Origin of the sequence: Congregibacter brevis (genome assembly GCF_045689245.1) — a bacterium.
GTDB classification, from domain to species: Bacteria; Pseudomonadota; Gammaproteobacteria; order Pseudomonadales; family Halieaceae; genus Congregibacter; species Congregibacter brevis.
In genome coordinates this window covers 1,216,291-1,242,746 of the sequence record NZ_CP136865.1, presented here as the reverse complement: position 1 = coordinate 1,242,746, position 26,456 = coordinate 1,216,291, and the positions used below count along the sequence as shown (strand labels likewise).

At 54.2% G+C, this 26,456-nt stretch carries 21 protein-coding genes; 10 read left to right on the top strand and 11 right to left on the bottom strand.

From position 1 onward, the window contains the following. Positions 1-44 precede the first annotated feature (44 nt). Together crtD and R0137_RS05470 are read right to left on the bottom strand one after the other, a co-directional pair. The gene (gene crtD, locus R0137_RS05475; protein WP_407329174.1) at positions 45-1,529 is read right to left on the bottom strand and encodes a 1-hydroxycarotenoid 3,4-desaturase CrtD; all 1,485 of its coding nucleotides are present in this window, start codon (positions 1,527-1,529) and stop codon (positions 45-47) included. Beyond that, positions 1,526-2,269, bottom strand: coding sequence for a hypothetical protein (locus R0137_RS05470; RefSeq protein WP_407329173.1), 744 nt, complete (start codon positions 2,267-2,269; stop codon positions 1,526-1,528). The genes crtD and R0137_RS05470 overlap by 4 nt, the downstream gene beginning before the upstream one ends. A 47-nt stretch (positions 2,270-2,316) precedes the next feature. Here R0137_RS05470 and R0137_RS05465 point away from each other — a divergent pair, with 47 nt between their 5' ends. Beyond that, positions 2,317-3,738 carry a cytochrome P450 gene (locus R0137_RS05465; RefSeq protein ID WP_407329171.1) on the top strand — a complete coding sequence of 474 codons (1,422 nt, stop codon included), beginning with the start codon at positions 2,317-2,319 and terminating at the stop codon, positions 3,736-3,738. Positions 3,739-3,752: 14 nt separating this feature from the next. On the opposite strand, the gene R0137_RS05460 is transcribed toward R0137_RS05465, so the two are convergent. Continuing rightward, positions 3,753-4,886: an ATP-grasp domain-containing protein gene (locus tag R0137_RS05460; RefSeq protein WP_407329169.1), complete on the bottom strand. Its 1,134-nt coding sequence runs from the start codon at positions 4,884-4,886 to the stop codon at positions 3,753-3,755. A 153-nt stretch (positions 4,887-5,039) separates the two neighbouring features. Here R0137_RS05460 and R0137_RS05455 point away from each other — a divergent pair, with 153 nt between their 5' ends. Beyond that, complete coding sequence (locus tag R0137_RS05455; protein WP_407329167.1) at positions 5,040-6,335, top strand: MFS transporter; 1,296 nt, start codon at positions 5,040-5,042, stop codon at positions 6,333-6,335. A 114-nt stretch (positions 6,336-6,449) separates the two neighbouring features. Here the strand turns inward: R0137_RS05455 and R0137_RS05450 are convergent, their stop codons facing one another. Further along, complete coding sequence (locus R0137_RS05450) at positions 6,450-7,061, bottom strand: high-potential iron-sulfur protein (protein WP_407329165.1); 612 nt, start codon at positions 7,059-7,061, stop codon at positions 6,450-6,452. A gap of 189 nt (positions 7,062-7,250) precedes the next feature. On the opposite strand from R0137_RS05450, the gene hrpB reads away from it, so the two are divergent. Together hrpB and R0137_RS05440 are read left to right on the top strand one after the other, a co-directional pair. Then, positions 7,251-9,770, top strand: a complete 2,520-nt coding sequence (hrpB, locus tag R0137_RS05445; RefSeq protein WP_407329164.1) for an ATP-dependent helicase HrpB — start codon at positions 7,251-7,253, stop codon at positions 9,768-9,770. Next, positions 9,767-10,222, top strand: a complete 456-nt coding sequence (locus R0137_RS05440; protein ID WP_407329163.1) for a DUF3465 domain-containing protein — start codon at positions 9,767-9,769, stop codon at positions 10,220-10,222. Before hrpB ends, R0137_RS05440 begins: the two co-directional genes overlap by 4 nt. 20 nt (positions 10,223-10,242) lie before the next feature. On the opposite strand, the gene R0137_RS05435 is transcribed toward R0137_RS05440, so the two are convergent. After that, positions 10,243-11,160 carry a haloalkane dehalogenase gene (locus R0137_RS05435; protein ID WP_407329161.1) on the bottom strand — a complete coding sequence of 306 codons (918 nt, stop codon included), beginning with the start codon at positions 11,158-11,160 and terminating at the stop codon, positions 10,243-10,245. A gap of 85 nt (positions 11,161-11,245) precedes the next feature. On the opposite strand from R0137_RS05435, the gene R0137_RS05430 reads away from it, so the two are divergent. Both R0137_RS05430 and R0137_RS05425 read left to right on the top strand, forming a co-directional pair. Next, positions 11,246-13,753 (top strand): TonB-dependent receptor, encoded by a 2,508-nt coding sequence (locus tag R0137_RS05430; protein ID WP_407329159.1) that lies wholly within the window; start codon positions 11,246-11,248, stop codon positions 13,751-13,753. 142 nt (positions 13,754-13,895) lie between these two features. Next, positions 13,896-15,341 carry an amidohydrolase gene (locus R0137_RS05425; protein ID WP_407329157.1) on the top strand — a complete coding sequence of 482 codons (1,446 nt, stop codon included), beginning with the start codon at positions 13,896-13,898 and terminating at the stop codon, positions 15,339-15,341. Between the two features lie 88 nt (positions 15,342-15,429). Here the strand turns inward: R0137_RS05425 and R0137_RS05420 are convergent, their stop codons facing one another. The 3 genes from R0137_RS05420 to R0137_RS05410 all read right to left on the bottom strand — a co-directional run bounded on the left by R0137_RS05420 (position 15,430) and on the right by R0137_RS05410 (position 17,517). Then, on the bottom strand, positions 15,430-15,678 hold the full coding sequence (locus R0137_RS05420) for a fasciclin domain-containing protein (RefSeq protein ID WP_407329155.1): 249 nt from the start codon (positions 15,676-15,678) through the stop codon (positions 15,430-15,432). Between the two features lie 144 nt (positions 15,679-15,822). Beyond that, positions 15,823-16,716 (bottom strand): alpha/beta fold hydrolase, encoded by an 894-nt coding sequence (locus R0137_RS05415; protein ID WP_407329154.1) that lies wholly within the window; start codon positions 16,714-16,716, stop codon positions 15,823-15,825. A gap of 156 nt (positions 16,717-16,872) precedes the next feature. Then, positions 16,873-17,517, bottom strand: a complete 645-nt coding sequence (locus R0137_RS05410) for a TetR/AcrR family transcriptional regulator (protein ID WP_407329152.1) — start codon at positions 17,515-17,517, stop codon at positions 16,873-16,875. Positions 17,518-17,593: 76 nt separating this feature from the next. Between R0137_RS05410 and R0137_RS05405 the strand changes: the two genes are divergently transcribed. The 4 genes from R0137_RS05405 to R0137_RS05390 all read left to right on the top strand — a co-directional run bounded on the left by R0137_RS05405 (position 17,594) and on the right by R0137_RS05390 (position 22,609). Further along, complete coding sequence (locus R0137_RS05405) at positions 17,594-18,508, top strand: metal-dependent hydrolase (RefSeq protein ID WP_407329150.1); 915 nt, start codon at positions 17,594-17,596, stop codon at positions 18,506-18,508. Then, the gene (locus R0137_RS05400; RefSeq protein WP_407329148.1) at positions 18,505-19,017 is read left to right on the top strand and encodes a hypothetical protein; all 513 of its coding nucleotides are present in this window, start codon (positions 18,505-18,507) and stop codon (positions 19,015-19,017) included. The genes R0137_RS05405 and R0137_RS05400 overlap by 4 nt, the downstream gene beginning before the upstream one ends. 30 nt (positions 19,018-19,047) lie before the next feature. Continuing rightward, a complete protein-coding gene (locus R0137_RS05395) occupies positions 19,048-21,123 on the top strand; it encodes a molybdopterin-dependent oxidoreductase (RefSeq protein WP_407329146.1) in 2,076 nt (691 codons plus the stop codon). Positions 21,124-21,244: 121 nt separating this feature from the next. Then, positions 21,245-22,609, top strand: coding sequence for an aspartate aminotransferase family protein (locus R0137_RS05390; protein ID WP_407329145.1), 1,365 nt, complete (start codon positions 21,245-21,247; stop codon positions 22,607-22,609). Here the strand turns inward: R0137_RS05390 and R0137_RS05385 are convergent. Genes R0137_RS05385 through R0137_RS05375 form a run of 3 tightly spaced genes read right to left on the bottom strand, consistent with a single transcriptional unit; the run spans position 22,606 to position 26,308 of the window. Continuing rightward, positions 22,606-23,319: a DNA-3-methyladenine glycosylase I gene (locus R0137_RS05385; protein ID WP_407329143.1), complete on the bottom strand. Its 714-nt coding sequence runs from the start codon at positions 23,317-23,319 to the stop codon at positions 22,606-22,608. The two genes, R0137_RS05390 and R0137_RS05385, sit on opposite strands and share 4 nt — an antisense overlap. A 14-nt stretch (positions 23,320-23,333) precedes the next feature. After that, entirely contained in the window at positions 23,334-23,825 is a 492-nt protein-coding gene (locus R0137_RS05380) for a VOC family protein (RefSeq protein ID WP_407329141.1), read from the bottom strand. 59 nt (positions 23,826-23,884) lie between these two features. Next, positions 23,885-26,308 (bottom strand): TonB-dependent receptor, encoded by a 2,424-nt coding sequence (locus R0137_RS05375; RefSeq protein WP_407329140.1) that lies wholly within the window; start codon positions 26,306-26,308, stop codon positions 23,885-23,887. Between the last annotated feature and the right edge of the window lie 148 nt (positions 26,309-26,456).

The window sequence follows — 26,456 nt, the reverse complement described above, 5'->3', positions numbered from 1 at the left end:
TTCTGAGAACCATAAAGATCAGCGCTGAGCAACGTCCCTTATGCTCAGCGCTGATCCTCCAACACCGCACCCGCAGCCAACCTTCCTGACATCGCTGACATAGGCACCCCGGCACCGGGGTGCACCGAGCCGCCAGCAAGATAGAGTCCTCTGACGCGACTGCGCGCGCCGGGCCTTGCAAAGCTCGCCATGGATCCGTGATTGGCACGCCCGTAGAGTGCTCCTCCACTACCCGGAAAGCGCTCGTTGAATCCCCGCGGATCGGTGATTACACAAGATGCTTCATCAAACTCCAACTCGCAGCCGCATTCACGCAGCAGGGCGAGCGCCTTACTTTTGTACTGTGCAAGCTTGTGCGGGTCTCGCAGACGCCGATCTCCGTCGGCAGGAGCGTTGATCAACAGCAACAAACGTTCAGGGCCTTGGGGAACGTTCCCGCCAGCACGATCCTGAGCGCAGACATACACCGTCGGGTATTCCGTGATCTGCCCCCGACCAAAAATGGCGACAAATTCTTCCGGATAGTCCTCAGCAAAAAATACTGTGTGGTAATGCAGAGCGAGGCCCGAGACTTTCGCCACCATACAAAATGTCATTGCAGACAAGGACCGATTTGTGGGCATTACCGGCTTAACGCTGGGTGCCACCGCCGCTCCTAGCATTCCCGTGCCTAGGGCAGAGATGTCGCCGTTGTAAACGATTTGATCCGCCCGTAGCTCTCGGTCCTGTTCGGTGAGAACCCCCACGGCGCGATTGGCCTCCATCATGATCTGGCGAACACCTTCATCAAAGGAAAACCGCACACCCAGACTCTCCGCCAGTTCCCGAAGCGCCACCGCGACAGCGCGCATACCTCCGTCAACCAGCCACACGCCCTCTTGCTCTACATGCGCGATGAGCATTAGCGTTGCTGGGGCCTTTAGCGGAGAGGAGCCCACATAGGTCGCATAGCGACCAAAGAGTTGCCTCAATCGAGGATCGGTAAAGTGATCATCCAACGCGGACCACAAAGAAGAAAAAGGCGCCGTACGCCACATCGCATCTAACCTGCCAAAACCGACCCGGCTAACTAACTCAAGCATCCCCGGGCGAGAGGACGCGATAAACGGTTCACGCAGCGTTTCGTAGATGTCTGCACTGCGCGCGCAGAACGCCCTGTAACCTAAGGCGTCTTCTCTACCTGCGAATTCGTGTATCGCCTGCTCAGACCGCTCCGTACTCGCATACAAATCCAGTACACCGCCCTGCCGCCATGCATGGCGAGCGAGCACATCGGCTTTTTCCAGACGCAGATGCGCCTCCAATGCCGATCCCGCTGCCTCGAAGAGCTGGTCAAAAATCCAGCGCATAGTGAACACCGTGGGTCCGGCATCTACACCCACTCCATTCACCGGTAGCTGACGCATCTTGCCGCCGGGTTCTGCCGCACGCTCGAGTACCGTTACCCGGTGTCCAGCGGCTGCCAACTCGATTGCCGCGGCCAAGCCACCAACCCCCGCGCCGATAACCAGAGTATGGTTGGCGCTCAAGCTGCAGTTCTCGCACGAAACTTTAAAGTCACGGCGCGCTGGTGATAAATAATCAAGGTTAGGCCGGTAATCAAAGGAACAGACCACAGCGCGGGTGTCAGCGCGATCTCTGGGAGCATGCGTACAGCGCCAAAGGCAAAGAACGCGGTATACACTGATATACCAGCGCCTACCAATGACTTGATGTGTTCCTTGATACGATCAAGGGGCCGCGGATTAGGCTTGTAAAGGAACCAGAGATTCGTCGCCACCGTGGCAAATCCCACCATAGAGATGCCCACCATCAAAAGCTGATTCAGCTCCCAGCCCCGCCAGGCGCAGTTCGCAGACGCGATGGCAAGCAGGACTTGCAGCAGCAAATTATGCCAGGTGCGATTGGCCTTATGATCCCGACGATTCTGAATACACAGCCAGCCATGCCAGGACAGGTTGATCGTTAGCGTAGCGAGATACAGCATCATCCATCCAAAGATCCCTGCGATGAGCCCTGGATCACCAAACTGTGGGTGATCGACTAAATGCGGATGAGTTGCGATAGGGTCTGACAACGTGGTCAGCGCAATACATATCGCAACACTGCCCGTAATCAGCATCATCATCGTGAACAGTTTTCCAAACCGCGCATGATTGACGCCGCCTTTGCGTCCAACCACGGGCACCCAGAAACTAATCAAACCCACGGCACCCGTGACGATGTGTATCGCCACAAGAATCTGAAAGAGAGTGTGGGTCGACATCATCGAGAAGGAACCTGATACTGAAACCCCATAAAGACACTCTGGGCACTATGAGCCAAGACAAGCACTATATTCCTCCAAAACCCCATTCCCTCGCTGCGCTCCCGGCGTTGATGCGGGTGCTGTGGAACGGTGATGGCAACCTGCTGGATCTTCTCCCAGCTGCCGCCTACCGCTTCCCTGTGGGAAATCTCGGTTACTCGAGACGCTCCACCGTGCTTTTTAATGATCCCGAGCTCGTGCGACACATTATGCGCGACCCCGATGGCATCTTTCCCAAGAGCGACCTCATGGTCAACGCCCTTGAGCACCTCATCGGTGAGTCGATCTTCGTTACCGACGGCGAGAAGTGGCGCCGTCAGCGCGCCATGATCGATCCCGCCTTCTCCCACATGCGCATTAGCCACGCCTTTGAGGCGATGCAAGCAGCGGTTAACGACTATGTGCACACTCTCGAGGCGAGCGCCGATAGTGGTGAGCCACTCTCGCTGGATTTGGCTATGAGTCAACTCACCGCTGACATCATCTGCCGCACAGTGTTTTCTACCTCGCTGGATTCTCAGGTTGCCCACGATGTTTTTGAAGACTTCACGGTCTTTGAGCGTTCCGTTGCTCAGGTTGATATCAAGCGACTGATCTTTGAGCCCGCGTGGACTAAAGCCCCGCAGCCACAAGCCGTGCTTGACGCCTGCAGTCGCATTCGCAGCCATCTCGCGGCGCTCATCGACACGCACCTCGCGCCCGACGCTGATTACAACGACATTGCCAGTGCGGTAGTTGCAGCGCGGGACAGCGACACGCAGGAGCCTTTCACCAAGGACGAGCTCATCGACCAACTCGGGGTGTTCTTTCTTGCGGGGCACGAAACAACCGCCAGCGTGCTGACCTGGCTGTTTTTTATCTGCGCTCAAAGGCCCACGCTCGTCGCCCAAATGCGTGAGGAGATTGATCGCGTTACCGGAGGTGGCGCAGGAGTTGAAGGCGAAGAAGCTACCGACGGCAAAATCACTTTCGAACACATGCGTCAGCTCCCGCTGCTCAAAGCAGTTTTTCGCGAAGCCCTTCGTTTGTACCCACCTATCACCTTCATGCCTAGAGTCGCTATGGAGGACACCACGGTAGGACCCCGAAAACTGCCGAAGGGTGCGCTGGTAATGATTTCGCCGTGGACGCTCCATCGCAATGGGGACTACTGGAAAGATCCCCACGCCTTTAAGCCCGAGCGATTCTTGCAAGAGAACGAGAGTGCGCTTACCGACGGCGCTTACATACCCTTTGGACAAGGACCGCACACCTGTGTAGGCGCCGGTTTTGCGCAAACCGAAAGTCTCTTGATCATCGCCGAGCTGTTGCGACGCTTTGATTTTGAGGCTTTGAACCCCAACCGCGTGCGCCCCGCTGCGCGTCTTACCACGCGACCTCGTGAGCAAATATTTTGTCGCGTAACTCGCCGCAATACGTCTCAGATGTAGCGCAGGCATCACCTTCAAGGGCTTTCACCAAACCAGGCGATGTCCCGCTGAGTGGCTTCACCGAGGGAAAGATCGCTGGTCATCGCTGGCCAAAGAATCTCCCAGGACATTGGTGTCATAAGCAAAAACGGAAGAGGGTCGTGCCCCGCCCAGATAACGTCACGCGCTGCCAGCATCTCCTTAAAGCGCCGGACAAATTCGCGAGGCTTGAAGATTGCCGCGTAGGTCTCGGTAAGCGTTGAATACCCCCACTGAAAGCGCGTGCCTTCTGCCAATTGGATAGCCTGCGCAGTTTCAGGATTAAGGAGTGCTCTACCAAGGGAAGGGGTATCGAAAAAGTGCACGCCACTAGTCGCCCGCGGGTTGCATTCAATCGCTCGCGCTACGCCCGATTCATCAACAATAAAGTCGAAGGCAAGGAACCCGCTGTAATTACTGTCCTTGAGGAAGTCACTCACCCACTGTCGCGCTGACGGCGCGTTATCCACACGCTCAAAGCAAATAGCGACGGTCCCCGCAAAGACACACCCGCGGTAGAACACGGTCGCCACTTCTCGTCCCTCGCTGACCACCGAGAGCGAACTGATCAAATCTCCATCTAGATGGGTCTGCACCAGCCCCTCTTTGGAGCTGGACTCGAGAGCATCACCAGCCTTAGCGAACCGCAGGCCGATACCCGAACAACTGTGTACCGGTTTTTCCACGTAATCATTCTTGCGTGACAACTCCAAAGCACCGGGTTCATCCGCTGTAAAAGTCTCCGGCACCTCTAAGCCCTTCCGCGCCGCGAGAGCAATAAAGTCGCGCTTGTGATGAAGCTCTGCAAGCTGCTCAAGGGGAGCCGCCCATAGCCGCACGCCCATGGGCAGCTGATCGCGAAGCTTGGCGACATGCAGCGCTTCTTCAGAAATAGGGATAACAAGGCCCACAGACTCCGCTTCAACAATCGCGAGCAAATCAGCGAAGTAATGTGGCAGAGAATCATTAGGCGCCGTAACCCGAAAAGACCGGGCCACATCCCGGGATGGTTTACAAACGTGCCAGCGAAACGGGTCAGCAACAAGTACCCGACACCCCGCAGCGCGGCAAGCGCGGGCGATAGCGAGTGCCTTGGGTAAGCGGCCTAAGGTCAATAAGACGGTGGTCATGAGTGGATTACTGTCTGCATCAGTGTAATTTCAAGCTTACGTAAGAGGATGTCAATTTTGACTCACGAATAGCAGCGCCCATCCCCTTCTTGAGGGACCAAAGTATTCAGCGAATCCGGTAAAATTGAGGCGACTGCAAAAGACCCATCAACCATGCGAATTCCGTCCGAGACCGTCTTCGAACTCCTTTCCGATGAAGAGAACGCCAGAGCTTGTCGTGATATCTCCGATGACGCCTGTGACGTCCAACCTCGTAGCTTTACCTTACAGCTGTTGGCGCAGCTTGCATCAAAGTGCAGTGACACTCTCGGTAGCAGCCGCATCGTCCTTCCCTGGCTTTTGAGCAGCATCGGCGCGCCCGCATTTTTTATCGCTTGGCTTGTCCCGATCCGAGAATCTCTTTCGCTGATGCCCCAGCTGGCCATTGCTGCGAGTCTGCGCAAGCAACCCCTAAGAAAACACGTGTATGTACTGGGGGCCTTTCTTCAGGGCTTGTGCATGCTGGCAATGCCCATGGCACTCCTGCTCCCCAATGCATCTCTTACCGCTTCAGCCATATTAATCTCGCTTGCGCTATACAGCCTGGCGCGAGGCTTATGCTCCGTAGCCTCCAAGGATGTGCTGGGGAAGACCGTCGCAAAAGGGCGTCGCGGTCGACTCGGTGGTCTGGCCAGCAGTGTGGCAGGGGTATTCACAATTGCTTTTGGTTTGTTTCTGCTGCTATCTGAAGGGAAAACGTCTTTACCATTGCTAGTGACGATGCTGTGTTGTGCAGGAGCGCTTTGGCTTATCGCAGCTCTCCTCTACTGGCAGGTACCGGAGCAAGCGGGGGCCACGGAGGGCGGCGCATCGGCACTCAAAAGCGCACTCAACAGCGCCACGCTCTTAAAGACCGATACAGCTCTACGCGCCTTTGTTTTTACTCGCATGCTGCTAATCAGTACTGCGTACGCGATACCGTTTCTCGTGGTCATGGTGTTTGCAAACGCTGAAGGCAGTACCCGCGCTCTTGCTCTGGTAATGCTTGCAGAGGGACTCGCGGCGATGACCTCGGGTGTGTTCTGGGGAATCTACTCGGACAGAGCATCGCACCGAGTAATGGCCATCTCAGGATTACTGACTGCAGGCACTCTGGCAGCTGTGCTTTGTGCCTCCGAGGACTGGATGAAAGCAGCTGGCGGCTTAGCGGGCGCAATTGCAATCTATGTCGCGGCAATAGCTCATCAGGGGACTCGTCTGGGTCGAAAAACCTACATCGTAGATCTCGCTGACGCCGATAACAGAGCGGCCTATGTAGCCATCAGCAATACCGTGATCGGTTGCTTCGTACTCCTCGGTGGTACTTTGGGGTTGATAGCTCAGCGCTTCGGAAATGACATGGTACTTGCCACCTTGCTCCTTATGGCTGCTCTTGGTGCGGTCCTAAGCTTTCGACTCGAGCGCGTCTAATCAAAAACGGATTCAATACCACGACACCGGGTTTATGACCTGGCCCACCACGGCGGCACTCGCCACTAAGAAAAAAGGCGCCCTTAGGCGCCCTTCCTTATCTCTACATCGGGATCAACCCGCTGCAGAATAGGCGCTACACCAACCGGTCGCTTTCACCTGGCTACCAGTGAAGAGCGGGCAACCGCCCCACTCACTGTCACCACCCTGAAACAGCACACAGTTGGAGCACTGCTGTCCTGCACTATAACGAGCATTCTTAACAGTAGTGGCATCATGTCGATATCCCAGGCCAGCAGCTTGGGGGCCGTTCTCATCGAGCTGCGCCATGGCGTCGCTAGCGATGGTCGCGCTCTCAGAAGCCGCTTCCTCCACGGCTTCTGCTGCATCATCAGCCATGGCCTCAACTTCATCCGACGCCTCCTCCATAGTCTCTGCAGCAGCCTCTTTGGCGCTGTCCACAGCGTCTTCGGCACTGTCCATTGCTGAGGCAGCCATGTCCTCAGCTTCTCCAGCCATATCCGCCATCGCGGGCTCGACCTTATCCATGGACGGAGCAGCCGGTGTAGAGCCCTCGTCACTTCCACAGGCCTGCAGACCCAGTACAGGCAGGGCGATAGCCGTCATACCCATAATCTCCAGAACCTTACGTCGTCCCGGCAGAGTCTCCTCTGAAGGCACGGGTGTGGTCTCTAGGTCCTGATTGTTTTCGCGTTGTTTTGTCATGGTGATCGCTCCCTTCTTATCTATATGCCGCCAAACAACAGCGCCGTTAAACGCTCAACTTCGTGTCACACTAACACCCCTCAGTACATACGTAACCATTTCTAAATTGGGATCATTACTAACAAATGCCCGAAAACCGCCAGAAAACACACTCTAGGAGTTCGCTGCCAAACCGGTAGCAAGGCAATCATGCTCTCGAAAGTATCCAATCTTGGACTTCCCATATGCGCACTGCTTGATGAGATTCGCGCGCACCTGGCCGATGAGCAAAATCTTGTTCTCGAAGCTCCCACGGGCGCAGGAAAAACCACTGTCGTCCCTATCGCCTTGCTTGAGGAGCCGTGGCTGCACGACCGCAAGATCATCATGCTTCAGCCCCGGCGTATAGCAGCAAAAAATGCAGCTCTGCGAATGGCAGCATTGATCAACGAACAGATAGGTCAGACCGTTGGCTACCGCATGCGCTTAGATACAAAGATCAGTGCTGCAACGCGTCTAGAAGTAGTAACCGAAGGCATTCTTCTGAGAATGCTGCAGGATGATCCGTCACTCAGTGATGTGGGGTTGCTGATCTTTGACGAGTTTCATGAGCGCTCCCTGGACGCAGATTTGGGTCTGACCTTGGCGCTCAATGCCCGCAGCACCTTTGAACAAGATCCCCCTCTCCGCATCATGCTGATGTCAGCAACCCTAGGCACTGACGAGCTAGACGCATTCTTACAAACCAAAGCTATACGCAGCGAAGGCAAACTGTTTGCGGTAGACGTGCACTACCTGGGCAGTGGAAAACCGAGAGAGCGAATCGCTGATCGAGTGGCGCGGGCAATTCAAAACGCCTTTATGAAGCATCCGGACAGCAGTATTCTTGTGTTTTTACCCGGTCAGGGCGAGATTCGTCAGGTAGCGACACAGCTAGAGGTGCCCGACCGGGTTGCTATCAGACCGCTCTACGGCGATCTCAGCCTATCGCAGCAGCAGCAGGCGATCGCCCCAAGCCCACAAGGTGAACTCAAGCTTGTGCTCGCGACGAACATTGCCGAAACAAGCCTGACTATAGACGGTGTCGATGTCGTCATTGATTCCGGCCTGGAAAGGAAACCGCAATTTGATCCCAGTACCGGTATGAGCCGATTGGCGACGGTAAAGATCTCTCAGGCCTCCAGTGTGCAGCGCAAAGGACGCGCAGGCCGGCTGCGCCCGGGTACATGCTACCGACTATGGTCCGAATCAGAGCAACAACAACGAACGACTCAGGACGAGCCGGAAATTCAGAACGCAGATCTTAGCTCACTGGTACTGCAGCTCTTTGCATTCGGCGTCTACCATTCCAATGAACTTGGATGGTTAACACCTCCCCCCGCAGGATCTTATGAGCAGGCGCAGGATCTTCTCTTGAAACTTTGCGCCTTGGAACGCAGTGGCTCGGCCTTAAGCCTCACGGCTCACGGGAACGCTATGGCCCGTATATCCGCCCATCCACGACTCGCCCACATGCTACTCATGGGTCAGTCTGCAGGTGCTTCAGAATCCGCGGCTCACCTCGCAGCCGTGCTCTCTGACCGCGATCCCATCAGTCAGGAGTCGGCAGATATGCGCACCAGTCTGGAGTACCTGAGTGGCGAAGTGCCCTGCCCTTCTGTGTTTCGCAGCTGGCAAAAGCGGACCATGGATTTAGCGAAGCAATTTTTGCGGCAAATGCCAAGGGACACTCCTGCCCGCCTGCCTCGTCCTAGCCAAAATCAACTGACAGGGTTTCTCCTCGCCAGTGCGTACCCCGATCGCATCGCGAGACTACGTCACTCAGGAGGCTACCAGCTAGCAAATGGCCGCAGCTGTGAGTTCGATAAACCCAATGCACTGGGCAAATCAAAATGGCTCGCAGTCGCCGAAGTAGGCGGCATGGCGGGGCGCAGGGGTGACATGATTCGGTCCGCCGCGCCTCTTGATCCCGCACTGTTTGAAACCCTTCTGGCAGAACAAGTCACCGACTCAACTGTCGTTGACTGGGATAGCAAAACTGGACGGTTTATTGCGGAACGCCGGACGAGCGTGGGCGCCTTATCTTTAAGCAAAGAGCGCCTTAGCGATGTATCCGATGAAGCGCGCACAGAGAAGCTTATAGCCCTTACACGGGAGGCAGATCTCAGCAATCTGCCATGGTCTGACAAGGCTGTGGAGTTTAGAAACAAGGTTCGACTGATGTCGCGACTCGAAACCGGGTGGCCCTCCCTTGAATCCACCGAGCTAAAGACAACTCTCGAATCATGGCTAGCCCCCTACCTACTCACGATAAAGAATCTGTCCGAGCTCAAAAAGCTGGATCTGCTCTCCGCGCTTCAATCTCTGCTTTCTTGGGAACAACAGCAGAAATTGAGCAGTGAATTGCCGGAGCGTTTTGAAGTACCTTCAGGCTCTAAAGTGAAAATTAACTACAGCGAAGATCCTCCTACGCTGCCGGTAAAACTCCAGGAAATGTTCGGCTCAGCTGAATCACCCAGCGTAGCTGGAGGGAGGGTGCACTTGTTAGTTCATCTACTCTCTCCTGCGGGACGCCCTCTGCAGGTCACGCAGGACCTGCCAAGTTTTTGGAGTAACAGCTACGATGCAGTAAAAAAAGAGATGCGTGGCCGCTACCCTAAACACCCCTGGCCCGATGACCCGACCAGTGCTACACCTACGCGATTCACCAAACACCGGAGCAAGCGATGAAGAAAAAACAATCACTACCCCTGGTTATCGGTCTCGCACTGGTCACCTGGCTATGGAACGAATATGGCGCTACTACCTTCTCCAGTTTTCCAGACGCGTCCAGCGCATCGGCTGCAAGCAGCGACGCTATCTTGGAAGCGGCCTTTGAGAATCGTCAAAGTAACCTGCAGGTACAAGGCAGCGGCACCGTGGTTCATGTCCTCCCCGACGATACAAAAGGCAGTCAACACCAAAAATTTCTTTTAGAACTGGACTCCGGGCTGACCTTACTTGTCGCCCACAATATTGATCTTGCGCCGCGTGTCCCCCGCCTGCAGAAAGGGGATCGGGTTGGCTTCAACGGTGAATATGAATGGAACGAGAAAGGGGGAGTGATGCATTGGACGCACCACGACCCCCGGGGTAGACACGAAGATGGCTGGCTGGAGCGCGGCGGTGAGCGCTTTGAGTAACTTTGCCCCAACTCTGCCGTCTAGTCTGCGAAGGACTCCAATGCAGCACGAGCAATTGACTCACCCCACTCCTGCACAAAATGGCCACCGCCTTCGACGATCATGGCGGAAGGGCAGCCCTTAATCATTGAGCGAAGGTTTTCCATGACTGCGGGTCCAAGGACAGGATCCGCATCGCCGATAGCCATAAAACTCTTGCCCGACCATTCCGTTGACCAAAACTCCGCGGCCTTAAGACTCACATCAACACCTTCCATCTCGGGCGAGACAGGCACGAGCGCAGGAAACATCTGAGCACCGGCCTTGTATTCCGGTCCCGGGAACGGCGCATCGTAGGCGGCGATCTCCGCGTCGGTTAAATGAGGCGTGCCTCGCGCAATAAGCTCACCAATGGGTAGGTCCGGCGTAGCTAGTGCATAGTTCTTCCATGCAAGAAAGCCATCACTGGGAGACTTACCCACACCCAAGCCGGTGTTCATTACCAACAAGCGAGAGAGTCGCGGCTTGAAGCGTTCGTCTACAGGTAAAGTCAGGCCAAGAAGCCCGCCCCAATCCTGGACAACCAAGGTGATGTTGCGTAAATCCAGTCGCTCGACAAGCTCCAGGAGATAATCACGGTGAAAATTGAACGTGTAGTCCGACTGCTCCGTTGGCTTGTCGGAGCGACCAAAGCCCAGTAAGTCCGGCGCAATGACCCGGGCTCCCGATTCTAGAAACACCGGCATCATCCGACGGTAAAGAAACGACCAACTCGGTTCACCATGGAGACACAAAAACACTTCTTCGGCGTCCGACGGGCCGGCATCAATCCAGGCTATGCGAAGACCTTCATAGCCCGGCAGATCGTCTGCGTAGGAAACCGGGTAATCAAAATCTGGAACATCTACAAAGCGTTCATCGGGAGTACGTAGCGCAGCGATACTTTTATTTTGTGACATAAGTGGCCTTTTAAATGATCTAAATACACTCGACTATAGTAAGCACCTTAATAATTACTATAAACCACATAAAGGAATCCATCGCATGCCTGTTAACACTGCCCAAAATAAAACCTTCTTCAAACCAGGAATACTGAGTACGGCGGTTGCCGCTGCACTAATCTCCGGAGCAGATTTTGCTCAAGCCCAATTAGAGGAGGTCATCGTGACCGCCTCGCGAAGAGCCGAGAGTATGCAGGATGTTGCGATCTCCATGCTGTCAAAAAGTGGGGAAGACATTAAAGATATGGGGATCACGCGAGCAGCAGAATTCGCGGTCGACATCCCTGCTGTAACGATGTCCCAAAGCCCTATCGGTAACTTCATTTTCATACGCGGCATCGGTACGGCGGGTGTTAACCAAGGAATTGAACTGTCAGTCTCAATGTTCCACGACGGCGTTTACATGGGACGCCACCAATTGTCGCGAGCTCCTTTCATGGACCTAGAGCGCGTGGAAGTCCTGCGAGGACCTCAGAGTATTCTATTTGGTAAGAACACCATCGGCGGCGCCATCCATCTCATCACTGCAAAGCCCACCGAAGAAGTTGAGGGATCGGTAAGTGCCCTGTACGGCAACTACGGAGAGCAGGAGATCAGTGCCGTGTTATCCGGACCCATCACTGACAACTTGTCTGGCCGTATAGCGGTTCGCGGGTATCAGATGGATGGTTATCTCGACAACATTATGACCGGTGAAGACGGCCCTGAGCGCGATGACAAAACCATCCGCATGCAGCTAGCCTGGGACGCGACAGATAATCTCTCGATCACCGGTAAGTGGGAAAGCAGTGAGTTCGAGCAAACGCAACAATTCACGCAGCTCACGGTGAATGATCCCACGGGTACGGGCGTCGCTTTTGGCGGTCTCAACTCGGCATTGGTTGCCGTAGGTTCAGGTACCGGCATCGGTGCCGAACGATTTGACGACGAACGAGCCGTAGACAATGACGGAGGCGTCGTCCTTGGCCAGGTAGTGCCCGAGTATGCAGGCTTACCCGGATTCCCGGACAAGCCTGAATTCAGCAACAACGAAATGGATCTGGGTACATTGACCATTGATTGGGCCGTTGGAGATCACACGGTCACAGCGATTACCGGATACGCCGAATACAACTACCGCGATGTCTGCGACTGTGACTTCGCCGCGATCCCTTTGATTCAGGTAGACGCGACCGAAGACTACGACCAGTTCAGCCAGGAAATACGCCTTACCTCTCCGGGCGGCGAAAAGCTCGACTACATCGTCGGTATGTACTATCAGGAGAGTGACTTGCAGTATCGCTCTATCGAAGGTTTCGGTACGTCACTCGCGTCCCCACTCCTGGGAGCGCCAGCGATTCTCACGCCCAACCTGACGCGTGATTACTCCATGAGTCAGGATCAGGAAATGTGGGCTGTGTTTGCTTCGGGCACCTATAGCTTTACTGACACAACCCGCTTAACCGCAGGCATTCGCTACTTTGATGAGTCAAAGACTGCCAGCCACGTGTTGGATAAGAACTTTACCGGCGGCTGGGATTACAGTGCCGGTGTAGGGGCCCCTCCGGGCACCGTTGTTTACGGTGATACGGCCGCAGAGTATGACCGATTCCTCAGTGACTTTGCAGGAACTGCACTCACCGCTATATCCGAAGGCATCTATGGGGGACTCTTAGGAACTTTCGAACACGATATCCAAAACCGTACCCGTGATGAGCAGGATATCAACTGGATTCTGACTCTCGAGCAGGATCTAAATGAGAACACCATGGTGTTCGGTACCGTCTCTACGGGAACCAAAGGCGGCGGCTTTGATGGTCGCTTCTTGCAAACCAACGACAGCCCCTTCTTTGAATACGAAGAAGAAACCGCGATCAGTTACGAGCTCGGCATAAAGACTTATCTTTTCGATAACACTATGTCTATAAACGCCACCGCGTTTTTCTCTACGGTAGAGGACTATCAGGTCAGTATCTTTGACGGCGCGACGGCCTTTTTTGTACAGAACGCTGCCGAGGTCGAGACCAGCGGTCTGGAGATTGACATGAAGTGGGCCCCTACAGATGGCCTCGTTGTGAGCTTCGCTGGCACCTACTTGAATGCAGAGTACAGCGACTTCCCTAATGCACCGTGTTGGACGGTGAGCGGCACCGAGCCAGTGGATCGCGGCAATTGTGTTAACCGAGGAGCCCCGGATGCCTCTCGTGACGCAACCGGAGATACAAACTTGTTCTCACCAGAGTTCGCGTTCAACTTTAACGTGGATTACAGCATGCCTGTTGGGGATAGCCTCGTTGCACGCGGCATCCTCAACGTCAACTACTCTGACGAGTTCTTCGCGGCTTCGGATCTGGATCCCATTTACGCCGGTCAGGATGCTTATACGATGTACGATCTGCGCTTCAGCCTAGGTCGTCAGGATGGAACTTGGGACGTCGCGCTCATCGGTAAAAACCTCACCGACGAATTGATCAGCGGTAACAGCAATGACCAGCCTCTTGTACCGGGCAACGGCTTTGCATCTACCGATCGATTACGCTCATACGCCTTGCAAGCAACGTATCGGTTCTAGTCTTCGTCAGCTAGGCGCTAAAACCCGCGAGTCCTCTTGCGGGTTTTTTTTCGCCTACGGAAACTGCCAGATACTTGGCGCTGGTCTTCACCTGCAACCTGCGTTAGCGTGTTTCATGATTTTTTAAAAACAGGACTCCTTCATGCTCAAGCAAAGCTTGCGTTGCCTTGGAGCGGCGGTGTTGATTGCGACCGCTTCAACCAGCCTTAGTGCTGATAAAGTTTCCATCAAAGCTGACATCATTGCCTCGGTAGATCGGCAAGCAGGGTCGCTAACCGCGCTCTCAGACGAAATCTGGGGCCACGCAGAAATCGCCTTTAAAGAGACAAAGTCCGCAGCCGCCCTTATCGAACACGCAAAGGAGCATGGCTTTCGCGTAGAAACGGGTGTCGGCGAAATTCCCACAGCATTCGTTGCGGAGTTTGGCAGCGGTAAACCGGTCATAGGCATCATGGGAGAGTTCGATGCCCTACCCGGACTATCCCAGGCCTCAGTGCCTACTCGGACTCCACTTACTCCGGGGGCCCCGGGGCATGGTTGCGGCCACAATGTATTCGGAGCGGCTTCCCTTGGAGCCGCAATCGCGGTGAAAGAACAGATAGAAGCCGGCGAAATTTCGGGAACGATTCGCTATTACGGCACGCCCGCCGAGGAAAAGTTTTTCGGGAAGCTTTGGATGATCCGCGCGGGAGCTTTTGAGGGTGTGGACGTGATGATGGACTGGCATCCTGGCGACAAGATTGAGGCCAGTGCGCAAAGCACCCAGTCTTTAGTAGATTTTTTGGTGGAGTTTGACGGGCAGTCCGCCCACGCCGCGGGTGATCCCTGGAACGGACGTTCGGCCAGTGATGCGCTCGAGCTTTATACCCACGGCATCAATGCTTACCGCGAACACATCCAGCCTACGGTTCGCATTCACTACCACATCATGGATGCAGGTAAAGTGGTTAACGTCGTCCCGGACTACTCAAAAATATGGGTTCGGGTGAGAGACAGAAGCCGTGATGGCATGACACCCGTGTATGAGCGGGTTCGAGAAATGGCTGAGGGCGCAGCCATCCTTGCGGACGTAGACTACAAAGTAACGTTGATATCAGGCGTTCACGAAATTCTTGTGAATCGCACAGGCGGCGCGACTCTACAAGCCAACCTGGAAACTCTTGGCTCCATAAGCTACACAGCAGAAGAAGAGCGCTATGCCAAAGCGATCCAAGAGGCCACCGAGAAACCCCAGCTTGGCATGGACGCTGAGGTCAGACCGTTTAGAGAAACGGAAAAGAACCCACCGGGAGGCTCTACCGACGTCGGTGATGTCAGCTTCGTTGTGCCCACAATTAGCCTCAGCGCACCCATCGCGCCAAAGGATGTACCTTGGCACTCTTGGGCTGTTGTCGCCACTGGCGGTATGTCTATCGGCCATAAGGGCCTTGTCTATGCCTCAAAAGCACTGGCGATGACCATGATTGACCTCTACGACGACCCCGATCTCATCAAAGCTATCAAGGAAGAGTTCAAGGAGCGCAAAGGCGATTATGAGTACGAAGGCATTCTGCCCCCGGGACCGCCTCCGTTGGATTTTCAACAGTAAGTCCAAAAAAAAACGTCCAGCACCGACGGTGTCTGGACGTTTTGCCTAACCGAACCAGAGCAGGAAAATGCTCGGTCTAAATCTTCCCCTACATCGGCCGCATTAACACTGTGTTGATTGCGTGGATAACTCCATTCGTCGCCGGTACGTCTGTAATGACTACCTGTGAATCGTTAATGAACAACGCTCCATCGCGGACATCAGTCGTGATGCTGTCACGATTTGCCATCTCCACCATTTCAGCCAACAAAGACGTGGCGGTGATTGAATCAACCGCCGTACCGCTAATGACGTGGTAAAACAAAATGTCGGTCAGGGTGTTGGTGTCCTGTCCCAATTCCTCGAAAGCCGCATAAACACGGTCTCAAGTTAGCTTTGCTAAGTAACTGGCGTGCTCTACGCGCTGCTTCGTTCAGCCGGATTCACAAAAAATAGGCGGCACAGGAAGGAAGTTTGGATAAGAACTAGATGCCGCTCCCCGTCAACTGAGGTCGTGCTTTGCCAGCCAATCCAGGATCAAAGCATTGACGAACTCAGGCCGCTCTCTGTGAGGGAAGTGTCCTGCATCGGGTACCTGAACCACCTTGAGTCCTTTTGGGAAATCATCCTCGCGCATCATTGCGGAGAAAACCTCAGCGGCGATGCAGCCTTCGTTCTTACCCGTAAGGCCGAGGGTAGGTACATTGATAGGCCAGGGCTTTTCGGAATCGTAGGATCCTCGCCATGGTAGTGAGTCGAGACCCACGGCACCGCGGTAGTACCCCAGCGCGCTTTCCACGACCTCAGAACAGCGGAACGCCTCCGCAACCTGTTCAAACTCCTGTTCAGAGAACTCCCATCCTGGACTCCAAGTCCGCCAGAGCCACTTTAAGAACGCGAAGTTCTTTCGCTTAAGAACATATTCAGCGATGCCTGGAACCTGGAAGAACAAGATGTACCAGGAGAGCCTCATCTGTTTTGGGAATTTGTGTATCTCTGCGAGAAACCGTCCGGCGTGAGGCACCGACATCGTGGTCAGACTCAGAAGCCGCTCAGGCGCCGTCATCGCAGCTGAATAAGCTATAGAGGCACCCCAATCATGCCCGACTAAATGCGCAGCCTGACCACCTAGCTGATCTATCCAAGCAATCACATCTCCCGCTAATGCTTCGGAAGAGAAGTCACCATCGGCGGGTTGCGACGAGGCCTCATAACCGCGTGTAGCAACAGCAACTGCCCTATACCCCGCCGTCGCGAGTACCTCCAACTGCTCACACCAAGTGTTCAGGGTGTCTGGAAAACCATGGAGCAGCAAAACCAAGGGGCCTTCGCCCTGTTCGATGGCGCTGAACTCTAATTCTCCATGAGACAACTTAACTTGCTTCTGGCTCGTCACGGGGCTCCGCCTGCGTTTTTAAAATCACAAAGGGTCGATCGTACAGAAAAGCAAAAGACCGGACAAAGCCAAGGTTCGACAAAGAACCCAACACAAACATTGGTCTTGGCAAGGAAAACTCCATCAGTTCTCATTAACCCCACACAAGCCAAAGGATTATTGAGCATTCTTAAGATGGCGCCTCACCGCTGCCTCGTAAGCTGGCTCGAGGTGACCAGACAGCACATCAAAAATCTGCTCGATGCCCAGCAGCATATCTTTCCGTGAAATAGGATCGCCGCTCTTTGATATCTCAAGATAGCGAACCCAATTGCTCCATATGAGCCACGTGTTAACTGCAATAGCGCGGTAACGTTTTTGGCTGTTTTGGACCCTCAAATTCCCCTCCCTCGCAGCCTGCGCCGCCACTCCCGCTAAGCCTTCCAAGGCCCAGTCCTGCAGCTCGAGATACGCCGTGTTTAGTAGCGGATCCTGGCGAAGGAGATGCAACAGGCCACTAAAGAAGAAGCGATAGTCGTAGGCCACATCCAGAGTCTTTACGTAGAAGTCGGCAAATACTTTAGGGCTCAGGCTCTCAGGAGGTTCCTCGCCAAAGGCGACACGAAAGTCCGCTGCCAGTTCTTCGAACAGCGCTCTTACGATCTCCTCCTTATTCTTGAAGTGATAGTACAAATTGCCCGGACTGATCTCTAACTCATCGCATAGGCGCGTCGTGCCAATGGCCTGCGCACCCTCTACATTCATCAAGTGTCGACAGGTTTCCAACACTCGGCTGCGGTTATTGGTCTTTTTCTTGGGCATACAAGTAGGCTTGACTAAGTCAAAAATAGAGTAAATACTCTAATTCAGCCTAAACAAGTTATCAAGTGATTACTCAATGGACACCACCTCAGTCGCCGCCTCAATCCTTCCATCCGGTCCAGATCGAATGACTGTGCGAAAGATGCCCTTCGACTTTACGCCCCGAAACGAAAGCTGGAATCCCGACAAGCCCGAGTTTGCTCATATCGTGAACTCGGCCTCCCTTGCGATGCCCTATCTGGAGCCGTACTTGATCAAGTCCATGCGTAAAGCGCGTCCTCTCATCAAAGATGAGACACTGCTGGAGGAGCTGGACAAGTACATCAAGCAGGAAGCGACGCACTACCGTAGGCATAAGGAATTCAATGACACGCTTTCTGCCAAAGGGTACGCCTCGGTCGCCAGGATGGAAGGCACCCTGGCGAAAGATTACGCGAAACTTGAGAGTAGGCGCTCCCTGCGATTTAACCTCGCCTATGCGGAAGGTTTTGAGGCCATGGCACTCGCCATCGGCGAAATGCTGATCGACGACCGCGAGTACTTATTTGGCGACAGTGACTCCGCGGTCGCATCACTAATACTTTGGCACTTCGTCGAGGAAATAGAGCACAAGAACGTTGCTTATGACGTGCTGCACCATCTCCACCCAGGTTACTTTTTGAGAATTTTTGGACTTGTTTACGCAACCTCTCACATTTTTTGGCGCACTGGTCAGGGTTATCGAGCCCTCCTGAAAGAAGATGGCCTTTGGCAATCATCGAAAAGTCGCTGGAAGCTGTTAAAAGTTCTCGGCCGTGTAATGAAAAGTATCATTCCGAAATGGTTACGGATTTTACGGCCGGGTTATCACCCAAAGAGTGTCAAGGATCCCTCCTGGGGCGTCGAATGGGCCTCAGTATTTGATGAAGGCGGAAGTGATCTAGCGAAATTGGACACACGCAGGTTGCACGAAGCTGTCCCCGTCGGAAGCACTATCGAGATGCGACTATGAAGCCAACACAAACATCTATCAGCTCACGCATGCAGGCCTTGTTTTTTCTGAATGGGCTCGGCTTGTTTGTTGTAGGCATATTATTCGGCTGGGCATGGTTCTTTCATCTACTGCAGGAAATCGTTCTTTGGCCTTTACCCGTGCAGGTCGATGTACAAATTCCCGGAGATTCGCGGGCCTATCGCATGGGCCACATGGAAGCCATAACCCAAGGATTATTACTCATGGCGATGGCGTTTGGCGGCCAGTTCATGCGCTTATCCAAAAAAGAATTCAACTGGCTGTTTTGGACCGCCCTGATTACGACCTGGCTCTTCACGCTCCCAGCGATGGCCAATACTTTTTTCGCGACCAGGGGCCTCGCCTTTGGTGGTGGCCCTTTCAAAGCGAGCCTTGCCAATGACATCATCTATCTCTTCGGATGGCCACCGGTTATGTCCGTGCATATCTTTTTTGCCCTCGCGGTATTGGGTGTTTGGCGCTACCTTCAGCAAACTGACGATCATTAGAACCGCCGAGTTAAACTCAGGAGCTCTGTTATGAGCCAAAGTGTTTCAAACCAGAATACCTCGCTCACGCCACCCCCAAACACCTCTCTACCTGAGCAAACCCGTCAAACGGTTTGCCCACTGGACTGCGCCGACACCTGCAGCCTGGAAGTTACAACACAAGATGACAGGATCACTGCCGTAAGGGGTGGTAAAGCCAATCCGTTTACCCGGGGAAAACTTTGCGCAAAGGTTGTGAACTCGTTCCCCGCGCAGGTTCACGGGGACTTGCGCATCCGTACTCCCTTACTCAGGCGCGATAGCCTTGGAGGCCGTGATTTCCAGCCCATTAGCTGGGAACAGGCATTGGACATTGTTTTTGAGAAGTTCTCTGGCATACAACAACAGTGGGGTAGCGAGGCGATAGCGCCTCTTTACTACGGCGGCCCCATGGGAATACTCGCGGGCGGCAGTATGGACAAACGGTTTTTCCATCGCCTGGGAGCATCTCAGATTGATTCCTCGACGCTTTGCGCGGGCACATCAGGTTCGGCCTGGGATACAGTTTTTGGTGACGCGGGAGGTATTGATCTCGAGGAGCTTGCTGAGTCCAAACTGATTCTCGTTTGGGGCAACAACATCACCACATGCAACCTGCACCTCACTACTATTATTCGCGATGCGCAGAAGCGCGGAGCAAAGCTTGTGGTCATCGACCCGAAGCGTACGCGAATCGCCCGTGATGCGGATTTACATGTTCCGTTGCTGCCGGGCTCAGATGTCGTCCTCGCCTATGCTCTAACAGCAATCCTCGATGCAAGCGGTGATCTGGATGAGGAATTCATCAAGCAACACACCCATGGTGGTGATCAGTTTAGAGCGGCCGCAAAACAGTTTGGAGTGCAAAGAGCTGCAGATTTATGTGGCTTGGATACCTCGGTAATAGAAGCCCTTGCGGAGATGTTCCGCGAGCACGGACCGGCGGCAATGACAATTGGCGTAGCACCGGAGAGAAACCGCAACGGCAGCGCAGGCATAAGAGCCGCTTTTTCTCTTATGGCGGTAACGGGAAACATCGGCCCAATGGGAGCGGGCGTTTGCGATGTTGGGCGCTTTTTCTCCATCGATAAGGAACGTTTAGCGAGGCCCGATCTAGCGCCTGTCGGAATCCGCAAGATCAACGTTTTGGATATTCCACGCTATGTGCTGGAGCCCGGCGAAGAGACCCCGATCAAAGGTCTTTTTATCTACAACCATAACCCGGTAGCAGTCCATCCGCAGCAAGCGCGTATGCGCGCAGCGCTATTAAGTGACAATGTTTTCGTAGTAGGAAGTGATGTCACCATGACCGACTCTATGGCCTGTGCTGATCTGGTGCTGCCTGCGAGCACGCACTTCGAGTATGGCGACGTGTACAAAGCCTATGGCCATCGATACCTCCAGCGATCGCGACCCGTGTTACCCAGCCAAGGCGAATCTGTAAGCAACATGGAACTGTTCCGCCGCCTGGGTACGCGCTTTGGGTTTTCGGAGCCCGCTTTTCAGGACTCGGACGATGCATTGATTGAGCAGGCCTTTGCCTCGATCAATAGCGCGATACCAGCGCAGGCTGACGGCAAAGCACTGGATATGACTCCTTATGCGGAGCCCGCCATGTTGCGAGGCGGCGTTTTTACGACACCCAGCGGGCGCATAGAGTTGTACAGCGAGACAATGGAAGAGCATTGTGGTCAGGGTCTGCCTCGCTATCTGGACTCTCCCGACAAGCGCGATTTTGTTCTCGTCACACCTGCATCCGAGTTACGAACCAATTCGACCTTTGGAGGACTCAAAGATCAGCAGCGCGATATCGTGTGTGAGATCCACAGTGCAGACGCCGCTGAGCAAGGTATAGAGGACGGCGAGAGCATAGAACTTCATAACGAACGTGCCACCGTGCAATTGACCGCAAGAGTGACCGACGACGTGCGCCCCGGAACTCTCTATGTGCCTAAGGGTGCGTGGATAGCAGATTCGCCAACAGGTTATACGGTGAACGCCTTACTTCCTGGACACCAAGAATCCGCTATTGGTGGTGCCTGTTACTACGACTGCGGCGTGGATATTAGACATCCCCCTAAAGGGTGATTCCGCTCGCTATCTACAAAGAAGATAGTAAACAAAGGGCATTGAAAATGGCGAGGTTCGCGCACAGAGTTTTCACCGTCTACTATCTCTCAGAAGTAACCGCATGACACCGGAGTACGCCATGACCAGCATCGAAAAACCTCTGGAGCATTCAGCTTCCGGATTGACCGACACGATCAGTGACGCTGGTCTCGATGCACATTGGATGGCCTATTCGGGAAACCGTCAGTTCAAAAAGGATCCGCGTATCATCGTGGCCGCCGACGGTATCTACTACATCGATGACAAAGGGCGCCGAATCATGGATGGCCTGTCCGGATTATGGACATCAGGACTTGGCCACAACCGTCCAGAGATTGCCGACGCCGTGAATCAGCAGCTACGCACCCTAGATTACTCGCCCGCTTTTCAGTTCGCCCAGCCCAAGTCCTTCCAGCTTGCCGAGCGTATGCGTAACCTCATGCCAGAAGACTTGGACTACGTATTTTTTACGGGGTCGGGATCAGAGTCGGCCGACACCTCTCTCAAAATGGCCAGGGCGTACTGGCGCCTTAAGGGACAGCCCAGCAAGACTCGCCTCATCGGGAGGATCAAGGGCTATCACGGCGTAAACTTCGGCGGTATTTCCGTAGGCGGCATCGCCGCCAACCGCAAAATGTTTGGTCAGGGCCTGGAGGCCGACCACCTCTCTCACACAATGATTCCAGAAAACCAGTTTCAACGGGGCATGCCAGAGCACGGAGCCCATCTGGCGGACCAGTTATTGGAGATGATTGCTCTTCACGATGCCAGCACAATCGCCGCGGTTATTGTCGAGCCCATGGCCGGATCAGCGGGTGTTTTGCCGCCTCCCGCGGGCTATCTCAAGCGCCTGCGGGAAATATGCACAGCGCACAACATCCTGCTTATCTTTGACGAGGTGATCACTGCTTTCGGCCGCTGTGGAGCAATGACCGGCGCAGACGCCTATGGTGTGGTTCCCGATATCTTGAACACCGCTAAGCAGATTACTAACGGTGCTATTCCTATGGGCGCGGTAGTAGCCCGTAAGGAAATTTACGATACCTTCATGAATCAGGATGCTCCTGAGCACTTGCTGGAGTTCTTCCACGGCTACACCTACTCGGCACACCCCGTGGCCTGCGCCGCCGCATTAGCAACCCTTGATGTCCTGGAACAGGAAGCTCTACCGCAACGCGTGGCCCGGAAAGCTCCCATTCTTGAAGAGGCCATACACGCTCTGCACGGAACACCCAACATCGCCGATATTCGAAACTATGGATTTGCCGCGGCGATAACGTTGGAGCCTAAGAACGGAGATCCGACGCTGAGGCCCTTTGAGGTGGGCATGCGTATGTGGGAGAAAGGCTTTTACGTTCGCTATGGGGGAGACACCATTCAGCTGGGCCTACCCTTTGTCATCGAGGACGCCGAAATCGAGCAGCTTTGCGCAGCCCTTGGCGACGCGGTACGAGAGACCGCCTAGCGCTGAATACCGATGACGTTCTGTCCGTAACTGAAGGAAACAATGCGACTGAGGGCCGATAGAGATCGCCCTGATTGTGACTGAAGCTCGTTGAAAAAGTCCTGGGTCGCTTGAAGGGATTTTTTACTCGACGCTCCCCCATCGATCACTCCTCGATTGCGCAAAAAACCCTCAACGTCCTGCGTGAGCAAGAAACTATCCACACCGAGAGTCCGCAAGGCATAGGGTCCGGTGTTACCCCCCAAACGATGGCCATGCTTTTTGAGATAACTCCACAAACCAATCACGTCGTCGGTTGGCCACTCGGCAATAAACTGTCCAAAGCTCTTACCTTCACAGCGCTCAGTTTCGGCAATCATCGTGGCGTTCTCACGTATGGTTTTCACCTTCGTGAAATTGCGAATGATCGCGGGGTCCTTGGCTTTTCGCTCTAGCATGTCATCGGGCATCATCAACAGACGCTCAATATCGAAGCCCCAGAACAGCTCTTCAAAGTTATCCCACTTCTGGTTCACCACTCGCCAGACAAAGCCCGACTGAAACACCTTTCGGGTGAACTCGGCCAAGTATCGGTCACTGGAGAGTTTGCGTAACTTTGCCTTGCTCGAGGGCCTTGGCAACAATGCATCAACAGCTGCCGCGCCGCCTTTGCGTTCACAGGCGAGACCATAGATAACTTCGAAGCTGAGGGGGTTTAACTGCTTTGGCATAAACGGTGGTTCCTCTAGAGAAATGCTCCCCATCGCTCGAGATAAACCTGCAATAGCTCAATGCGTGTACCGTCCGGATCCACACAAGTCGCAACATCAGCTAAACGCTCGTGGCATTGCTGTGGCGGTGACAGAAACTCCACTCCATCATCTACGAGAGACTGATAATCGGTTGCCAAGTCCTCGGAGATAAGACAAATACGCACAACACCCAAGTCTTTGTTCTCTAGAGGATCACGCTGGTCGAGACCGGAGTACTCCGTAAGATCAAGCTTGGGAAAGCCGTCGTCGAGCTGCATGATGCAAGCACGACCTTTTGGCGAACCACTCACACCAAGGGCAAGTGCACTCCCCCCATCAAGGGTGTTGTGCTGCTCTGCGTTGAGATTTAGATAGGGAATCGTCGGTAAGAACCTGTCAAATCCGAGCTTCTGATAAAACGCGATGGAGGCATCAAGATCACTAACATTAATATTGATGTGTCCCCAGGATGATTTGATGGCCATTATCAACTTTCTCCGTGACAAAGTAGGCTCGGACCCGAAAGCCCGAGCCTCATTATCACCTAAAAGTTAAACAATGCCTCTATACCGTAAGTACGTGGATCTGCGATGCGAGCATAGGGCGTACCAAAGGACGCAGCGGTGATCTGACTGATACCGGTGAGCGAATTCTCGTCGAGAAGGTTTCGACCCCAAAGAGCGAGCTCCCAGGTAGCTTCAGAATTCGTCCAGGCAATTCGTCCATTCACCAAGGTGGTGTCATCAGTGTATCCCTCGACGGATTCAAATGCCGGGTTGTAGTTAGGATCTTCCGGCGAACGCGTGTTCTCTCTGAAGATGTACTCACCCCGCACCAACAACTCCCCGGTGGCAAACTGAGGACGCCAGTCCAGCGTCAGCGTGTAGTCGTTCGCGGCGTCATTAGATTCATCAAAACGCGTGAGCTCACCGTTCGCGTCAAAGAAGGCTTCCGAGCTCGTGTCTTCTGTTCTCCATGTCGTAAGACCCGTCAGCAAAAGATTCTCCGCTATGAGCCAGCTGGCATTGACCTCGAAGCCCTGAACACTGGTGTCCACGTTAATCACCGTGGGGATCGCATTGCCCTGCCCTGGAGGACGAGTTTCGACCGAGCGCTGACGGCCATCAACATTCAGCTCAAAGAGTGCGAGTTGCAACTGCAAGCGCCCAGAGAACAAATCACCCTTTAAACCGAGCTCAATCTGGTCTGACTCTTCGGGTGCCAGCGGCTGCTGAGACGACTCTATCCCCAAAGAATCAAAGCCACCTGCCTTATAGCCGGTAGAGTAAGACGCGTAGGTGATTAGCTCATCACTCAGTTGATAAGAAGCGACCAGGCGTCCCGTAGTCTTGCTCCACGAATCGCTCGCTTCAAACGGCGTGGTAGCGGCTGACTCAAACTCACCGCTTGCGCCGGTAAAGATTTGATTCGTAACGCCGGGACGCTGCTCTGAAAAGCTGGTGACGGGTATGAGCCAGCTAAAATCTTTGTGATCTTCGCTATAGCGTAAACCCGCGGTCAGCGAGAGCTGCTCGGTCAACGCGTACTCCACATCGGCATACACACCATAGTTCTCGAACTCACCCTCGTTGATGATGGCTTCGTTCCACACTGAACCAGCGAATGATGGCCCGAAGATAATCGGCGCGCCAAACGCACCCGAAACGACGTCGTAGTAAAGATCACCGGTTGCGACCACTTCTTCGGGTGTAGCGGGAATACCGATAGCGTTCAACAGAAACGCGAACTCATCAGGATTCCAAATATGGTCAAAGGGCGTACCCAAACTGGCATTGAGGTCCTGGGTTACCAAACGTGTAATCGAATCGGCTAACGCATTAGAGTCCGTGCGTTGGAAGGTATCTTCCAGACTGTAGGTAGCCCCAAATACCGCGGCTACTCGCTCGGTGTTGTAGTTGAACTGCAGCTCCCCGTAAGCAATGTCGGAATCTTCGATGTTGTTGGTATCAAAGTAACGAGTTGCGTCCGCAGTACCATCTTCATCTTGACGGTTTGTCGTCTCGAACTGCCGGTAGCTGGCAATCGCGGTCATCGACCATTGATCGTTAAAGTCATGGAACATCTTGCCAGTGACACCCGCCATATCGCGCGTTTCTTCACCTTCAATCACATCGTTCTCAAAACTCCCACTATAGGGGTCGGTATTGAGTGCGAAGGGGCTGAGTCCTAACGCCATGCTGGGCGATTGATCAAAGTGGTCGATGTCGACTGCCAGTTGAAACGCAGTCTGGTCGGAAGGTTCCCAGCGTGCAGCAACGCGTGCCCCCCAGTTGCCCTTCTCACCAGCATCAAAACCTGCGGGGCCCTGGTTGTCAGATATGCCATCGCGCTGGTTGAAAATAGCATTGGCACGCAGTGCGAATGTGTCGCTCACGGGCAAGTTCACCATGCCCTCAACACGAGCCAGACTGTAGTTACCTGCGCGTACGCGAGCAAAACCTTCGGTTTCGAAGGACGGTGCGTTAGGTACAAGGCTTACGACACCTGCCGCGGCATTGCGACCAAAGAGCGTGCCCTGAGGCCCTTTCAACACCTCTACCCGTTCCATGTCGGCAAACGCGACCGTTGTGGCTGCACGCGGGAGATACACACCGTCATAGAACGTCGCTACCGAAGGGTCACCACCGGTCGAAATGTTCGGGCTCGAGATACCGCGAACAGAGTAGCCAGTTTGCGTAAAACTATCGTCGCCGGCATCAAAGCCTACGATAAAGTCGTCGATATCCTGAAGCGTCAGAGCACCCGTTTTGACGATGTCGCGGGCGCTGAAGGTGCCAATAGCGATAGGCACATCAATCGCCTTTTGCTCGCGCTTTTGCGCGGTAACGACGACCTCTTCAAGAAGCCCTCCGGATCCCAGAAGGCTGCTACTCTCTTGTGCCAAGCCACTAGCTGCGGCCACGGCAAGCGGCAATACCGCCAGGTGACGGTACTTTACACCGGTCATGTTCCCTCCCTTAAAGCGCTCTGCGCTTCTTTGTAATTGCGACAGCTTTTAGGTGCCATCTTGCAGTTTTGAAAGGGCGGCATTGCCGCCCTGAGTGGTTTTCTAGCGGGGCGTCCTCACTGAAACTTCTATTTCGGCTCCCCTTAAG

What these genes read in the sequence shown, in the direction of transcription:
- R0137_RS05470 (WP_407329173.1), bottom strand. Translation starts at nt 2,269, where the DNA reads ATGATGTCGACCCACACTCTCTTTCAGATTCTTGTGGCGATACACATC.
- R0137_RS05465 (WP_407329171.1), top strand. Translation starts at nt 2,317, where the DNA reads ATGAGCCAAGACAAGCACTATATTCCTCCAAAACCCCATTCCCTCGCT.
- R0137_RS05460 (WP_407329169.1), bottom strand. Translation starts at nt 4,886, where the DNA reads ATGACCACCGTCTTATTGACCTTAGGCCGCTTACCCAAGGCACTCGCT.
- R0137_RS05455 (WP_407329167.1), top strand. Translation starts at nt 5,040, where the DNA reads ATGCGAATTCCGTCCGAGACCGTCTTCGAACTCCTTTCCGATGAAGAG.
- R0137_RS05450 (WP_407329165.1), bottom strand. Translation starts at nt 7,061, where the DNA reads ATGACAAAACAACGCGAAAACAATCAGGACCTAGAGACCACACCCGTG.
- hrpB (WP_407329164.1), top strand. Translation starts at nt 7,251, where the DNA reads ATGCTCTCGAAAGTATCCAATCTTGGACTTCCCATATGCGCACTGCTT.
- R0137_RS05440 (WP_407329163.1), top strand. Translation starts at nt 9,767, where the DNA reads ATGAAGAAAAAACAATCACTACCCCTGGTTATCGGTCTCGCACTGGTC.
- R0137_RS05435 (WP_407329161.1), bottom strand. Translation starts at nt 11,160, where the DNA reads ATGTCACAAAATAAAAGTATCGCTGCGCTACGTACTCCCGATGAACGC.
- R0137_RS05430 (WP_407329159.1), top strand. Translation starts at nt 11,246, where the DNA reads ATGCCTGTTAACACTGCCCAAAATAAAACCTTCTTCAAACCAGGAATA.
- R0137_RS05425 (WP_407329157.1), top strand. Translation starts at nt 13,896, where the DNA reads ATGCTCAAGCAAAGCTTGCGTTGCCTTGGAGCGGCGGTGTTGATTGCG.
- R0137_RS05410 (WP_407329152.1), bottom strand. Translation starts at nt 17,517, where the DNA reads ATGCCCAAGAAAAAGACCAATAACCGCAGCCGAGTGTTGGAAACCTGT.
- R0137_RS05405 (WP_407329150.1), top strand. Translation starts at nt 17,594, where the DNA reads ATGGACACCACCTCAGTCGCCGCCTCAATCCTTCCATCCGGTCCAGAT.
- R0137_RS05400 (WP_407329148.1), top strand. Translation starts at nt 18,505, where the DNA reads ATGAAGCCAACACAAACATCTATCAGCTCACGCATGCAGGCCTTGTTT.
- R0137_RS05395 (WP_407329146.1), top strand. Translation starts at nt 19,048, where the DNA reads ATGAGCCAAAGTGTTTCAAACCAGAATACCTCGCTCACGCCACCCCCA.
- R0137_RS05390 (WP_407329145.1), top strand. Translation starts at nt 21,245, where the DNA reads ATGACCAGCATCGAAAAACCTCTGGAGCATTCAGCTTCCGGATTGACC.
- R0137_RS05385 (WP_407329143.1), bottom strand. Translation starts at nt 23,319, where the DNA reads ATGCCAAAGCAGTTAAACCCCCTCAGCTTCGAAGTTATCTATGGTCTC.
- R0137_RS05380 (WP_407329141.1), bottom strand. Translation starts at nt 23,825, where the DNA reads ATGGCCATCAAATCATCCTGGGGACACATCAATATTAATGTTAGTGAT.
- R0137_RS05375 (WP_407329140.1), bottom strand. Translation starts at nt 26,308, where the DNA reads ATGACCGGTGTAAAGTACCGTCACCTGGCGGTATTGCCGCTTGCCGTG.